Source organism: Streptomyces sp. NPDC042002 (assembly GCF_055588305.1).
This window is the reverse complement of record NZ_JBVJCT010000048.1, coordinates 1-13,966: the sequence shown is the minus strand read 5'-3', so window position 1 is coordinate 13,966 and position 13,966 is coordinate 1. Positions and strand designations below refer to the sequence as shown.

The 13,966-nt window shown below is 70.9% G+C and carries 11 protein-coding genes and 2 pseudogenes; 5 read left to right on the top strand and 8 right to left on the bottom strand.

Going from position 1 to position 13,966, the window contains the following annotated elements; genetic code table 11:
- Window positions 1–6: 6 nt before the first annotated feature.
- From ACZ6KY_RS37880 to ACZ6KY_RS37845, 8 genes and pseudogenes are all read right to left on the bottom strand, one after another.
- Window positions 7–1,998, bottom strand: a complete 1,992-nt coding sequence (locus ACZ6KY_RS37880) for an NADH-quinone oxidoreductase subunit 5 family protein (protein WP_469314808.1) — start codon at window positions 1,996–1,998, stop codon at window positions 7–9.
- Entirely contained in the window at window positions 1,995–2,375 is a 381-nt protein-coding gene (gene nuoK, locus ACZ6KY_RS37875; RefSeq protein ID WP_389284135.1) for an NADH-quinone oxidoreductase subunit NuoK, read from the bottom strand. Before nuoK ends, ACZ6KY_RS37880 begins: the two co-directional genes overlap by 4 nt.
- Window positions 2,375–3,025, bottom strand: coding sequence for an NADH-quinone oxidoreductase subunit J family protein (locus tag ACZ6KY_RS37870; protein WP_469314807.1), 651 nt, complete (start codon window positions 3,023–3,025; stop codon window positions 2,375–2,377). The genes nuoK and ACZ6KY_RS37870 overlap by 1 nt, the downstream gene beginning before the upstream one ends.
- Window positions 3,022–3,684 carry a NuoI/complex I 23 kDa subunit family protein gene (locus ACZ6KY_RS37865; RefSeq protein ID WP_469314806.1) on the bottom strand — a complete coding sequence of 221 codons (663 nt, stop codon included), beginning with the start codon at window positions 3,682–3,684 and terminating at the stop codon, window positions 3,022–3,024. The genes ACZ6KY_RS37870 and ACZ6KY_RS37865 overlap by 4 nt, the downstream gene beginning before the upstream one ends.
- Window positions 3,685–3,686: 2 nt before the next feature.
- Window positions 3,687–4,655: a complex I subunit 1/NuoH family protein gene (locus ACZ6KY_RS37860; RefSeq protein ID WP_469314805.1), complete on the bottom strand. Its 969-nt coding sequence runs from the start codon at window positions 4,653–4,655 to the stop codon at window positions 3,687–3,689.
- Window positions 4,652–6,172 carry an NADH-quinone oxidoreductase subunit C gene (locus ACZ6KY_RS37855; protein ID WP_469314804.1) on the bottom strand — a complete coding sequence of 507 codons (1,521 nt, stop codon included), beginning with the start codon at window positions 6,170–6,172 and terminating at the stop codon, window positions 4,652–4,654. The genes ACZ6KY_RS37860 and ACZ6KY_RS37855 overlap by 4 nt, the downstream gene beginning before the upstream one ends.
- A gap of 266 nt (window positions 6,173–6,438) precedes the next feature.
- Window positions 6,439–7,035, bottom strand: a pseudogene (locus ACZ6KY_RS37850) (NADH-quinone oxidoreductase subunit B); the annotation flags it as partial.
- Window positions 7,026–7,439 carry an NADH-quinone oxidoreductase subunit A gene (locus tag ACZ6KY_RS37845; protein WP_469314803.1) on the bottom strand — a complete coding sequence of 138 codons (414 nt, stop codon included), beginning with the start codon at window positions 7,437–7,439 and terminating at the stop codon, window positions 7,026–7,028. The pseudogene ACZ6KY_RS37850 and the gene ACZ6KY_RS37845, both read right to left, overlap by 10 nt.
- Window positions 7,440–7,789: 350 nt before the next feature.
- On the opposite strand from ACZ6KY_RS37845, the gene ACZ6KY_RS37840 reads away from it, so the two are divergent.
- The 5 genes and pseudogenes from ACZ6KY_RS37840 to ACZ6KY_RS37820 all read left to right on the top strand — a co-directional run.
- Window positions 7,790–8,989, top strand: a complete 1,200-nt coding sequence (locus ACZ6KY_RS37840) for a sensor histidine kinase (RefSeq protein WP_469314802.1) — start codon at window positions 7,790–7,792, stop codon at window positions 8,987–8,989.
- A gap of 330 nt (window positions 8,990–9,319) precedes the next feature.
- Window positions 9,320–10,675, top strand: a complete 1,356-nt coding sequence (locus ACZ6KY_RS37835) for a sensor histidine kinase (protein WP_469314801.1) — start codon at window positions 9,320–9,322, stop codon at window positions 10,673–10,675.
- 290 nt (window positions 10,676–10,965) lie between these two features.
- The gene (locus ACZ6KY_RS37830) at window positions 10,966–11,625 is read left to right on the top strand and encodes a LuxR C-terminal-related transcriptional regulator (RefSeq protein ID WP_469314860.1); all 660 of its coding nucleotides are present in this window, start codon (window positions 10,966–10,968) and stop codon (window positions 11,623–11,625) included.
- Between the two features lie 238 nt (window positions 11,626–11,863).
- On the top strand, window positions 11,864–13,807 hold the full coding sequence (locus ACZ6KY_RS37825; RefSeq protein ID WP_469314800.1) for a 2-oxoacid:acceptor oxidoreductase subunit alpha: 1,944 nt from the start codon (window positions 11,864–11,866) through the stop codon (window positions 13,805–13,807).
- Window positions 13,800–13,966, top strand: a pseudogene (locus ACZ6KY_RS37820) (2-oxoacid:ferredoxin oxidoreductase subunit beta); the annotation flags it as partial. The gene ACZ6KY_RS37825 and the pseudogene ACZ6KY_RS37820, both read left to right, overlap by 8 nt.

Genomic DNA, 13,966 nt, shown 5'->3' with positions numbered 1-13,966 from the left:
GCCTGCTCACGCTCCCGTGGCGACGAGGAGGGCGGCGACCACCAGGACGACGGTGCCGGCGAGCAGCGCGCTCACATAGGTCTGCACATTGCCGGTCTGCGCACGCCGTACGGCCGTGCCGAGCCAGCGGGGTAGTGCGCCCGCACCGCGTACATAGGTGTCGACGACCTCTCGGTCGAGGAACCGGACGAGCGAGGCTCCGGCCTGGACCGGGCGGACGAACAGCACGGTGTACACGGCGTCGAGGTGGAAGCCGACGGCCGCGTGGCGGTGCAGCGGGCCGAGCAGCAGCCGTCCCGGGTCCGCGGGGTCGGGGGCGTAGGCCACGTCTCCGAAGGCGGGTGCGTGGCCGGCGATGGCCTCGGCCTCGACCTGTCCGGCGTCGGCGCCGGGGTGGGCCGCGACCGCGCCCATCGGAACGTGGACCGCCAGGGCGGTGGTGTGCCGCCAGGCTCCGTAGGTGACGATCCCGCCGACCAGGGCGAGTCCTGTGCCGAGCACCGAGGTGGTGAGGACCGGCGTCAGATCGCGGCCGTCGAACCAGTCGGGCAGCGGCCCGAAGGCCAGACCGAACGCGAGCGAGGGGATGGCGAGCACCCACAGCACGGCCGTCATGGTGATCGGTTGCCTGCCGTGGTCCGGGGCCTCGGTTCCGTGGCCCCGGAAGGCCAGCAGCCACAGCCGGGTCGCGTACGCGGCGGTGAGGACGGCGGTGACCAGGCCCGTGACCAGGACGATCCAGCCGGAAGCTCCGGGGGCCTGCTCGGTGTGACCGGTGGCGACGCGCTCGGCGGCGCCGAGGACGGCCTCCTTGGAGAAGAAGCCGCTGAAGGGAGGGATCGCGGCGAGCGCGAGCAGTGCGACGGTCATCGTCCAGTAGGCGTCGGGGACGCGGGTGCGCAGGTCCTTCATCCGGGACATGACGGCCAGCGAGTTGGTGCCGGAGGCGTGGATGATCACGCCGGCGGCGAGGAACAGCAGCGCCTTGAAGGCGCCGTGCGCGAGGAGGTGGAAGACGGCGGCACCGCGGTCGCCGACGGCGAGGGCACCGGCCATGTAGCCGAGCTGACCGATCGTCGAGTAGGCGAGGACCCGCTTGATGTCGTCCTGGGCGAGCGCCGCGAGTCCCGAACCGACCATCGTGACACCGGCCATGACGGCGAGCACGACCATCGCGGCCGCGGAGGCCTGGAAGACGGGGAGGAGCCGGGCGACGAAGTAGATACCGGCGGCGACCATCGTCGCGGCGTGGATCAGCGCGGAGACGGGTGTGGGGCCCGCCATCGCGTCGGGCAGCCAGGTGTGCAGCGGGAACAGCGCCGACTTGCCCGCCACGCCCGCGAGGAGCAGCAGGGCGACCACGGTCGCGTGGTGCAGTCCGCCGCTCACGACGGTCCCGAGGACCGTGGTGATCCGGAAGGAGCCGGCGTCGGTGGCCAGCGCGAACAGGCCGATGAGGAAGGGGACGTCGCCGAGTTTGGTGACCAGGAAGGCCTTGAGGGAGGCGGCGCGGGCTTCGGGTGTCTCCCAGTAGTGGCCGACCAGGAAGTACGAGCAGATGCCCATGACCTCCCAGCCGACGAGGAGAACCATCAGGTCGCCGGAGTAGACGACGAGCAGCATCGCGGAGGTGAACAGGGAGACGAGAGCGGCGTACGAGGGGTAGCGCGGGTCGTCGCGCAGGTAGCCCGTCGAGTAGATCTGCACGCAGCTGGCGACGACGCCGACGAGTACGGCGACGAGGGCGGCGAAGCCGTCGATGTGCAGGCCCAGTTCGATGGGGACCGAGCCGGTCGGGATGTATTCGGTGTGCGTGTCGATGGACTGACCGCCGCCCTGGTGCACCGCGACCAGCACGGCGAGGACGAGCGAGACGAGGGTCGGCAGGACGGCGAGCGGGCGGACGAAGCCCGGGGCCGTGCGGCCGAGGAGAAGTCCGGCGGCGGCGGCCAGGAACGGAAGGAGGGGGACGAGGACGGCGAGGGTGGTCGTGGTCACGCGGTGGCCTCAGCCTTCTCGGCCGCGGGGGCGTCGCTGTCGGGGTCGTCGGGGCCGTGGCCCTCGGCGGTGTCACGGAGCTTGTCGATGTCCGAGGTGCCGCCGTTGCGGTACACGGCGAGGACGATCGCCAGGCCGATGCCGATCTCGGCGGCGGCGATGGCGATGGTGAACAGGGTCAGCGCCTGGCCGGAGTGCAGCGTGTCGCGGGCGGCCTTGGAGAGCCAGACGTCGAACGCGACGAGGTTCAGGTTGACGGCGTTGAGCATCAGCTCGACGGACATCAGGACCAGGATCGCGTTGCGCCGCGCGAGGACTCCGTACAGGCCCGTGCAGAACAGGAGGGCGGCGAGCACGGCGGGATAGGCGAGGTGCATCAGCGGACACCTTCCTTGTCTTGCTTGCCGTCGCGGCTTCCGGGGACGCGCGGGGTGGTGGTCGTCGCGGCTGCGTCCGCCTTCGCCTTGCGGGAGAGGACGATCGCGCCGACCAGGGCGGCGAGGAGGAGGACGGAGAGCGCTTCGAAGGGGAGGACCCAGTTCTGGAAGAGGCTCGCTCCGGTCACCTCGGTGGAACCGGCGGCGGCGCCGTTGAGATCGACCCAGGTCGTGCGGAAGGCGTCGACGACGACCCAGACGAGGGCGCCGGCCGAGGCGCCGGCGACGGTCAGGGCTGCCCAGCGGTTGCCGGAGTCGGCGTCCGGGGAGCGCCCGATCGGAGCCCTGGTGAGCATCAGACCGAACAGGAGGAGGACGACGACGGAACCGACGTAGATGAGGACCTGCACCCAGGCGATGAACTCGGCCGTCAGCAGGAGGTATTCGACGGCGAGGCCGCCGAGGGCGACCACCAGCCACAGCGCGGCGTGCACCAGCTGCTTGGTGGTGACGGTGACGATCGCGGCGCCGAAGGTGAGCAGGCCGACGAGGAGGAAGGAGATCTCGATGCCGGTCGGGGAGAGGAAGCCGTGGTGTCCGGCGGTGGTGGTCGCGTGGGCCGCCGTGGCCGTGACTGCTGCGAGGGTCACGACTGTCCCTCCTGCGGACCGGAGGGGGGTGTGGCCGGGGGCTCGGCCGGAGCGGAGGCCGAGGGGTCGGTCTGGGCTGCCTGCTCGGCCTGCGCTGCCCGAGCTGCCTGCTCGGTTTGCTCGGCCTGCGCTGCTTGCTCGGTGGCGAGTTTGTCGGCGGTTTTGCGGGCGGCGGCGATTTCCTTGGGTTCTTCGGCGCCGGGGTCGAGGGCGGGCGGGGCCGGGACGGTCCACATCCACTCGCGGAGCTTGTCGCGTTCGTGGGTGAGTTCGTGGATGTCGGTCTCCGCGTACTCGAACTCCGGGGTCCAGAACAGCGCGTCGAAAGGACAGACCTCGATGCAGATACCGCAGTACATGCACAGGGCGAAGTCGATGGCGAAGCGGTCGAGGACGTTGCGGCTGCGCTCGCGGCCACCCGGGGCGGCGGGCGGGACCGTCTCCTTGTGGGAGTCGATGTAGATGCACCAGTCCGGGCACTCGCGGGCGCACAGCATGCAGACCGTGCAGTTCTCCTCGAAGAGGGCGATGACGCCGCGGGTGCGGGGCGGGAGTTGGGGCTGGGCGTCCGGGTACTGCGCGGTGACGGTCTTCTTCGTCATCGTGCGGAGGGTGACGGCCAGGCCCTTGGCGAGGCCGGAGCCAGGAATGGGGGCCATGGTTACGCGATCACCACCTTGACGATGCCGGTGAGGGCGATCTGGGCGAGGGACAGAGGGACGAGGAGGGTCCAGGAGAGTCTCTGGAGCTGGTCCTCGCGCAGGCGGGGGTAGGTGACGCGGAGCCAGATGACGACGAAGGCGAGGACCGCGCTCTTCAGGAGGGTCCAGACCCAGCCGAGACCGTCGGCGCCCCAGGGGCCGTGCCAGCCGCCCAGGAAGAGGACGGTGGTCAGGCCGCAAAGGACGACGATTCCGGCGTATTCGGCGAGCAGGAACAAGGCGAAACGCAGGCCCGTGTACTCGGTGTACGCGCCGAAGATGATCTCGGAGTCGGCGACGGGCATGTCGAAGGGGGGCCGTTGGAGTTCGGCGAGGCCGGCGACGAAGAACACGATCGCGCCGACGATCTGCCAGGGCAGCCACCACCACTGGAAGGCGTCCACGATGCCGGGGAGCGAGACCGTGCCGGCCGCCATCGCGACCGAGGCCGCGGTCAGGAGCATCGGGAGCTCGTACGCGAGGAGCTGGGCGGCTGTGCGCAGGCCGCCGAGGAGGGAGAACTTGTTGGCCGACGCCCAGCCCGCCATGAGCGAGCCGAGGACGCCCACGCCCATCACGGCGAGGACGAAGAAGATGCCCGCGTCGACGACCTCGCCGACCGCGCCCTCGCCCGGGCCGATCGGGATGACGAGGAGGACCAGGAGGTACGGAAGGAGGGCCACGGCGGGGGCGAGCTGGAAGATGCGCCGGTCCGCGCCCGCGGGGACGATGTCTTCCTTCTGCGCGAACTTCACGCCGTCCGCGACGAGTTGGGCCCAGCCGTGGAAGCCGCCCGCGTACATCGGGCCGAGGCGGCCCTGCATGTGGGCCATCACCTTGTGCTCGGTCTGGCCGACGATCAGGGGGAAGGTCAGGAACACGACGAAGACGACGAGGAGGCGTAGGGCGACGTCGAGAGCGTCGTTCACTGCGTACCTCCGGAGGGGTCGTCGGGGGCGGGGGCGGGGTTCGAGTCGGTAGTGGGGGGCGACTCCGGGTCTGCGGAGTTCGAGTCGGCGGATTTCGGATCGGCGGATTTCGGATCGGCGGATTTCGGATCGGGGCCGGGCTTCGCCTTCGGCTCCTGTCCTGGCTCCGGCTCGGACTCCGACCCGGGCATCGGCTCCGGCCGGGGCTCAGACTCACGCCCGGAATCCGGCTCGGGCCCAGGCTTCGCCTCAGGGGTCGCCGCGGGCCCGATATCCGGCCCGGGCTCGGGTCCAGAATCCTGCTCGGCGTTCGTCTCAGGGGTCGGGGCGGGCCCGGCCTCGGGCTTCGGTTCCGGCGTCACCTCGGGCTTCGGCTCCGGCGTCACCCCGGGCGGCTTCGGTCCCCGATCCGTCTTGGGTTCCGAGTCGTCGAACGCGGGCTTCGCCTGGTGCCAGGGAGCATCGGAGCTGCGCGGCGCGGCGGCCCTTCTGACGGGCGTCGTCGCGGAGTCAGGCTCGGCTGCCGGGGAGGCACTCGCCGGAGCGGTCGGTTCGGAGGGAACCGTCGGTTCGGTGGAGCCCGTCGGTGCGGAGGCATCCGTCGGTTCCGTCGCAGGCGTCGGTTGCGAGGTCGGCGTCGGGTCCGAAAGGGGCGGCTGTTGCGAGGCAGGCGTCGGGTTCGAAGGGGGCGGCTGTTGGGCTCGTTGGGTGGCGGAGCCCTGGCTTGCGCTGCGGGCTCGGCGGGCGGGCCGCGCGACCTCCGCGCCGGAGACGGCACTCGCTCCGGCGGAAGCCGCACCCGCGTCCGTGGCACCCGTGGTCGCGCCGGCGTCGGCAGGGGCGGCGGGCGTCTGGCTGGCCGAGCCGTCCCCCGCCGTGCGGGCCCTGCGCACCGGGCGGTCGCCTGCGGGGCGGGCCGCGCCACGGGCCGGGCGGGACGGAGCCGGGGGGAGCTGGCCCTTGAGGGGGCCCCACTCGTTGGGGTCGGGGACGCCGGGCGGCAGCATCTGGCGGCGCTTCGGGCCGCCGTGCTCGGACTCGCCGGGTTCCTTCGCGCCGGGCCAGGCCTTGGCGACGCGGGCGGCCAGGACGAAGTCCTTGCGGAGGGGGTGGCCTTCAAAACCCTCCGGCAGGAGCAGGGGGTCGAGGCCGGGGTGGCCCTCGAACGTCACCCCGAACATCTCGTGGGTCTCGCGCTCGTGCCAGGCGGCTCCCGCGTACACGGAGACCGCCGACGGGAGGACCGGGGCCGTGTGCGGGACGGTCGTACGGACGAGGAGGCGGCGTACCGGGGACAGGGCCACGACGTGGGCCGAGACGCGAAAGCCCGTACCGGGTTCGTCGACGGCGCTCAGCCAGTCGAAGTAGGTGCAGCCGAGCGCGTCGCGGGCCGTTTCCAGGGCCGCGATCCAGGAGGCCGGCGGTACGTCGACCGTCAGGACCTCGTACGACTCCTCGGCCGTGGAGTCGGGGCCGAAGAGTTCCTCGGCGGGGCCGGGGAGCCAGCCGACGGTCATCGGTCCTCCTCGCCCGGGGCGGCCGGATCCACCCCGGGAGCGGTCGAGGTCGCCCCGGGAGCACTCGGATCTGCCTGAGGAGGGGTCGGATCCGTCGGAGCGGTGGTCGATTTGCTCCCGGAGGCGACCGCCCTCTCCTGGGATGCGGCTGGCTTGTCCGTGGGCGAGGCCGGACCCTCCGTGGCGGCGGCGGCCGGACTCTCCTGGGATGCGGCCCGATCCTCCTGGGACGTGGCCGGACCTTGCTCGGATGCGGGCGGTGTCTCCGTGGGCGAGGCCGGTGGCTTCATCAGGCCGCTCTGGAGTGCGGCGGCCGACGGGCGCGGCGCGTCGGACCCGTAGCGCTCCCCCAGCGATTCCCGGGCGATCTTCTCCTGGAGCTTGAGGATGCCCTGGAGCAGAGCCTCGGGGCGGGGCGGGCACCCGGGGACGTAGACGTCGACGGGGATGATCTGGTCGACGCCCTTGGTGACGGAGTAGGAGTCCCAGTACGGGCCGCCGCAGTTGGAGCAGGCGCCGAAGGAGATGACGTACTTCGGCTCGGGCATCTGCTCGTACAGGCGCTTGACGGCGGGCGCCATCTTGTCCGTGACCGTGCCCGACACGACCATCAGGTCGGCCTGGCGGGGGCCCGGCGCGAACGGGATCACGCCGAGGCGGATGAAGTCGTGGCGGGCCATCGACGCGGCGATGAACTCGATCGCGCAGCAGGCGAGGCCGAAGTTGAAGACCCAGAGCGAGTAGCGGCGGCCCCAGTTCAGGACCACCTTCATGGGCTCGGGGGCGAGGCGGGCGAGCGCGCCGAGCCGCTTCGGCTCGGGCAGCGGCACCGGCTGTTCCGGGGCGGAGGGGGTCACGTCCATGTCAGGACGCCCTTCTTGTATGCGTACAGCAGGCCCACGGCCAGGAAGCCGAGGAAGATGAACATCTCTACGAGCGTCGCGGCGCCGTAGCCGGGAGCGGCGAAGACCGTGGCCCAGGGGAAGAGGAAGATCGAGTCGACGGCGAAGATGACGTAGAGGAAGGCGTACATGTAGTAGCGGACCTGGGTGTGGGCCCAGCCCTCGCCGACGGGGTCGACGCCGCACTCGTACGTCAGGAGTTTCTCGGGGGTCGGGACCACGGGCCGCAGCAGGCGGCCGGCCCCGAAGGCGACGGCGACGAACAGCACGCCCACGACGGCGAGCAGCCCGACGACCGAGTAGGACCGGAAGTAGTCCGCCGCGACGACGGTTCCGGTCGCCGTGACAACGGTCGGTTCCGGCACGTCAGCCCCTCACTCCCTGACCTCGTTGCGCCCCGTCGTGCGCCGTCGCGCACTCTGTGATGCGCCATGTTCGACGATCTGTACGGACGGGAGTCTAGGGCCTGCTAAAGAGAGCGTAAGCAGCCCGTCACGCCTCGACCATCCCTCGGCCACCGGTGACGCGTTCACGTCTCACGGTGTGAACGCGTCCCGGCGGCACCCCGTCGTCACATCCGGTGCCGGCTCGCCTTCGTATCCCGTGCCGGCTTGTCGGCACGTCGGTCCTCACCTCTGGGGGTGGGGTTTTCCCCAGTGCATCGCGGCGGCCCACCTCATGGCGCGGCGGCGCGCCGCCGGGCAGGCTAGCGGATATGACCGAACGCATCACGCCCACCAGTCCGCCGGACGAACCGTCCGACGGTGACCGGCTGCCCGCCGCGAGACCCGCCCTCGGCCGGCAGACCTGGCTGGAGATCGCCCATCTCCTGGCGAACCTGCCGGCCTCGATCATCGGATTCGTGTTCGTGGTGACGATGCTCGCCACGGGCGCGGGGCTCGCGGTGACGGTCGTAGGACTGCCGCTGCTCGCGGCCGGGCTGCGGGGTTCGCGGCAACTGGGCAAGGCGGAGCGGGCGCGGGCGCGGCGGCTGTTGGGGCTGCGGATCGACGAGCCGAGCCCGTTGCCGGTGCGCCGGACCGGCTTCTTCGGCTGGTTGTGGTCGAGCCTGAAGGACCCGGTGGGCTGGCGGGCGGTGCTGTACGACTTCATACGGCTGCCCTGGGGCATCGTCACCTTCGCGGTGACGCTCGTGTCGCTGTTCGTGCTGTGGCCGTTGCTGCCGTTCATCGCGCGGGGGCTGACGAACGTGGACCGGGCGATGGTGCGCGGGTTGCTGTCGCCCTCCGACGAGTTGGAGCGGCGCATCGCCGAACTGGAGTCGGACCGCGGGGTCGTGGTCGACACGGCCGCCGCCGATCTGCGCCGTATCGAGCGCGATCTGCACGACGGGGCGCAGGCCCGGCTCGTCAATCTCGCGATGGGTCTCGGCCTGGCGAAGGAGAAGCTGCTGGAGGACCCGGACGCCGCGGCGTCGATGGTCGACGAGGCGCACGGCGAGGTGAAGCTCGCCCTTCAGGAACTGCGGGATCTGGCCCGCGGTATCCACCCGGCGGTCCTCACCGACCGGGGTCTGGACGCCGCCCTGTCCTCGATCGCCTCGCGGTGCACCGTGCCCGTGAAGGTGACCGCCGAACTGGACACACGGCCGGCCGCCGCGATCGAGGGCATCGCGTACTTCACCGTCTCCGAGCTGCTCCAGAACGTCAGCAAGCACAGCGGGGCGAGGTCCGCGTCCGTCGACGTCTGGCGGACGGACGAGCGCCTGCTCATCCAGGTCCGGGACGACGGCCGCGGCGGGGCCGGCCTCGACGGCGGTACGGGTATGGCGGGGCTCGCGGACCGGCTCGGCGCGGTGGACGGCCTGTTCGTCGTCGACTCGCCGGTGGGCGGCCCGACGGTCATCACGGCCGAACTCCCGTGGCGGGGACGCCAGGACGAGCCCGCGCAGTAAGCGATTTCGTCGTCAGGGGGCAGGAGGCCGCGAAGGAACGAGGGCGGGGCCGCGCGCCCGGTTCACTCGATGGAGACCTCCGACTGGAGACCTCCGGCTGTCGGCTCCGCGCGGAGACTTCCGGGCAGAAGCCCCCGCCCGGGTTCGCGGAGCGAGGTGGGTGCGGAGTGAGGTAGGTAGGGAAAACCCCCCGTTCAAGACGCCGATCCGCTCCATGTCCGGCCGGCGTCCCGAGCGGCAGGCTTGAGGGAGCAGCCGACGCGCGCAACGAGTCGGGGCGCGGGACAAGACGGTCGAGGCGCAGGGCGAGACGAGAGAACGGACGGACCGATGGCCACGGAGTACGGACACGGATACGGGCACCGGAGCGGGCCCGGATTCGACGAGGCGGGTGCCGGTGAGCGGCGGCACCGCCTTCCGGCCCCGCTGCGGGCGCCGATCGAGGCCCGCAGCTGGCGCGAGTTCGGCTATGTGATGCTGGGCCTGCCGCTCGGGATCATCATGTTCACGTTCGCCGTCACGATGGTCTCGCTCGGCGCGGGCCTGCTGATCACCTTCCTGGGCATCCCGGTGCTCGCCGCCGCGCTGGCCGGCTGCCGCGGCTTCGGTTCGCTGGAGCGGGCGCGTGCGCGCGGACTGCTCGGTGTCGAGGTGGCCGAGCCCGAGCCGCTGAGGATGAGGAAGCACGGCGCGATGGCGTGGATGGGCGCCGTGCTCAAGAGCGGCACGTCGTGGCGGCACCTGCTGTACGCGGTGGTCCAGTTCCCGTGGTCGGTGTTCTCCTTCGCCGTGACCCTGAGCTTCTGGACGTACGGGTGGGCACTGCTGACGTATCCGCTGTGGTTCTGGGTCTTCCCGATGTACGGCGGGCAGGGCGGACTCCAGCTGTACGGCGACGGGTCGCACTCGGTGTATCTGGACAACCCGTTCGAGATCACGGTGACCGCGCTGGTGGGGCTGCTCTTCACGATGGCGACCCCGTGGATCGTGCGGGCGCTGACGAGCGTGGACCGGCTGATGGTGCACGGGCTGCTCGGCCCCTCGCGGCTGGCCACGCGCGTGGGGGAGCTGGAGTCCGACCGGGGAGTCGTGGTCGACGCGGCCGCCGCCGATCTGCGCCGTATCGAGCGCGATCTGCACGACGGGGCGCAGGCCCGGCTCGTCGCCCTGGCGATGGACCTGGGGCTCGCCAAGGAGAAGCTGGCCGAGGACCCCGAGGCCGCGGCGCGGATGGTGGACGAGGCGCACGGCGAGGTCAAGACGGCGCTTCAGGAGCTGCGGGACCTCGCGCGCGGTATCCATCCGGCGGTGCTGACCGACCGCGGGCTCGACGCGGCGCTGTCCGCGGTGGCCTCGCGGTGCACGGTGCCGGTGCAGGTGGAGGTTGATCTGCCGGCGCGGCCGGCGCCCGCGATCGAGGGGATCGCCTACTTCACCGTCTCCGAGCTGCTGCAGAACATCAGCAAGCACTCCCGTGCGACCCGGGCGACCGTGGATGTGTGGCGCGTCGAGAACCGGCTGATGATCCAGGTCGGCGACAACGGGGTCGGCGGGGCCGACGCCTCCGACGGATCGGGTCTCGCGGGGCTCGCGGAGCGGCTCGACGCGGTGGACGGAATCCTGGTGGTGGACTCGCCGGTCGCCGGACCCACCCGGATCACGGCGGAGCTGCCCTGGCGGGCCTGAGACACCCGGCACCGCCGGTGCCCCACCGGGGCCACCCCGGTGGGGCACCGGAATGCCCGGGCGACCCCACCGGCGCCCACCTCCCGGTGGGGTAACCGGGCGCCCGTTCCCCCACGGTGTTCATCTCGCGACACTCACCCCGGTGTTCACCTCGCGATTCACGTCACTCGGGCGCGCCCCGGTCCGAATGCTGGAATGCTGGGGTCTGTCGTACGAGCGGGCACGAACCCGGCGGAGCCGGGGGCGGGCCGGGGTGGGCTCTGGGGGGCCGAGCAATCGTGGAGGACAGGGTGCGGGTCGTCATCGCCGAGGATTCAGTGCTGCTCAGGGAGGGCCTGACCCGGTTGTTGACCGACCGCGGGCTCGACGTCGTGGCGGGGGTCGGGGACGGCGAAGCGCTGATCAAGACCATCACCGAGTTCGCGGCGCAGGACGCGCTGCCGGACGTCGTGGTCGCGGACGTACGGATGCCGCCGACGCACACCGACGAGGGCGTGCGGGCGGCCGTGCAGCTGCGCAAGGCCCATCCGGGACTCGGTGTGCTCGTGCTGTCGCAGTACGTGGAGGAGCGCTACGCCACCGAACTGCTGGCCGGTTCGAGTCACGGTGTCGGCTATCTGCTCAAGGACCGGGTCGCCGAGGTGCGTGAGTTCGTGGACGCGGTGGTGCGGGTGGCCCAGGGGGGTACCGCGCTGGACCCGGAGGTCGTGGCTCAGCTCCTCGGCCGCAGCCGCAAGCAGGACGTGCTGGCCGGGCTGACGCCGAGGGAGCGGGAGGTTCTCGGGCTCATGGCCGAGGGCCGGACGAACTCCGCCGTCGCCCGTCAGCTGGTGGTCAGCGACGGTGCCGTCGAGAAGCACGTCAGCAACATCTTCCAGAAACTCGGCCTGTCACAAAGTGACGGGGATCACCGGCGTGTTCTGGCCGTCCTCACGTACCTGAACTCATGACGAACTGACAGTCTGTCAGTTGTCGAGCAGAACCAAAGCGTGAGCGGGGAGCGTCGTTCGAGGAAAGGACCCGGGGGCGGGAAAAAATCATGACAAGTCAGGTTGTCAGGGGTCTCAAAACTGCGTCCATCATGCGAATGGCCCAAGGAAGGCGACCCTTACCGACGTAGGGTTGGAAAAGGAAGGGTCTGCGGGAAGGGCCACTCCCGGACAGCCGCCTCAAAGGAGGTCCAGTTCAGTGACGAGCAAGGTCAGCAGCCCAACGGAACAGGCCGACGAAGCCGTCGTAGGCGAGCAGCGCAAACCGCCGGGGGCGAAGGACGTCCGCCGGCTCGACCGGGTCATCATCCGGTTCGCGGGGGACTCCGGTGACGGTATGCAACTCGCCGGCGACCGCTTCACATCGGAAACCGCCTCCTTCGGCAACGACCTCTCGACCCTGCCGAACTTCCCCGCCGAGATCCGCGCGCCCGCAGGCACCCTGCCGGGCGTTTCGTCGTTCCAACTGCACTTCGCCGACCACGACATCCTCACGCCGGGCGACGCGCCCAACGTCCTCGTGGCCATGAACCCGGCCGCCCTGAAGGCGAACATCGCCGATGTGCCGCGCGGCGCCGAGATCATCGTCAACACGGACGAGTTCACCAAACGGGCGATGCAGAAGGTCGGCTACGCGACCAACCCGCTGGAGGACGGCTCGCTGGACGGCTACAACGTCCATCCCGTCCCGCTCACGACGATGACCGTCGAGGCGCTCAAGGAGTTCGAGCTCTCCCGCAAGGAGGCCGAGCGCTCCAAGAACATGTTCGCGCTGGGCCTGTTGTCGTGGATGTACCACCGGCCGACCGAGGGCACCGAGAAGTTCCTGCGGACCAAGTTCGCCAAGAAGCCCGACATCGCGGCCGCCAACCTCGCCGCGTTCAGGGCGGGTTGGAACTTCGGCGAGACGACCGAGGACTTCGCCGTCTCCTACGAGGTCGCGCCGGCCTCGAAGGCCTTCCCGACCGGCACCTACCGCAACATCTCCGGGAACCTCGCCCTGTCGTACGGCCTGATCGCCGCCTCCCGGCAGGCCGATCTGCCGCTCTACCTGGGCTCGTACCCCATCACCCCGGCCTCCGACATCCTGCACGAGCTGAGCCGGCACAAGAACTTCGGGGTGCGCACCTTCCAGGCCGAGGACGAGATCGCGGGCATCGGTGCCGCACTGGGCGCGGCCTTCGGCGGCTCGCTGGGCGTGACGACCACCTCCGGTCCCGGTGTGGCGCTGAAGTCGGAGACGATCGGGCTCGCCGTCTCCCTCGAACTGCCCCTGCTCGTCATCGACATCCAGCGTGGCGGCCCGTCGACCGGCCTGCCGACCAAGACCGAGCAGGCCGACCTGCTCCAGGCGATGTACGGGCGCAACGGCGAGGCGCCGGTGCCGATCGTCGCCCCTCGCACCCCGGCCGACTGTTTCGACGCGGCGATCGAGGCGGCCCGGATCGCGCTGACGTACCGGACGCCCGTCCTGCTGCTCTCCGACGGCTACCTGGCCAACGGCTCCGAGCCCTGGCGCGTCCCGGAGACCGACGAACTCCCTGATCTGCGCGTGCAGTTCGCCCAGGGCCCCAACCACACCCTGGACGACGGCACCGAGGTCTTCTGGCCCTACAAGCGCGACCCGCAGACGCTCGCCCGCCCCTGGGCCATCCCGGGAACTCCCGGCCTGGAACACCGGATCGGCGGTATCGAGAAGCAGGACGGCAGTGGCAACATCTCCTACGACCCCGCCAACCACGACTTCATGGTCCGCACCCGCCAGGCCAAGATCGACGGTATCGACGTCCCCGACCTCGACGTCGACGACCCCACGGCGGGCACCGAGACGGCGGCCAACACCCTTGTCCTGGGCTGGGGTTCGACCTACGGGCCGATCACCGCGGCGGTCCGCCGGCTGCGCACCGCCGGGGAGCACATCGCGCAGGCCCATCTGCGTCATCTCAACCCCTTCCCGCGGAATCTGGGCGCGGTGCTGAAGCGTTACGACAAGGTGGTGATCCCCGAGATGAACCTCGGTCAGCTCGCCACCCTCGTCCGGGCGAGGTATCTGGTGGACGCTCACTCGTACAACCAGGTCAACGGCATGCCGTTCAAGGCTGAGCAGCTCGCCGCGGCTCTCAAGGAGGCCATCGATGGCTGACACGTCAGCGGAAGGCTCGGGCACGATCGAGGCGCTTTCTCTCGTCCCCAAGGCCGAGGCCAGACAGTCCATGAAGGACTTCAAGTCCGATCAGGAGGTGCGCTGGTGCCCCGGTTGCGGTGACTACGCGATCCTGGCCGCCGTGCAGGGCTTCATGCC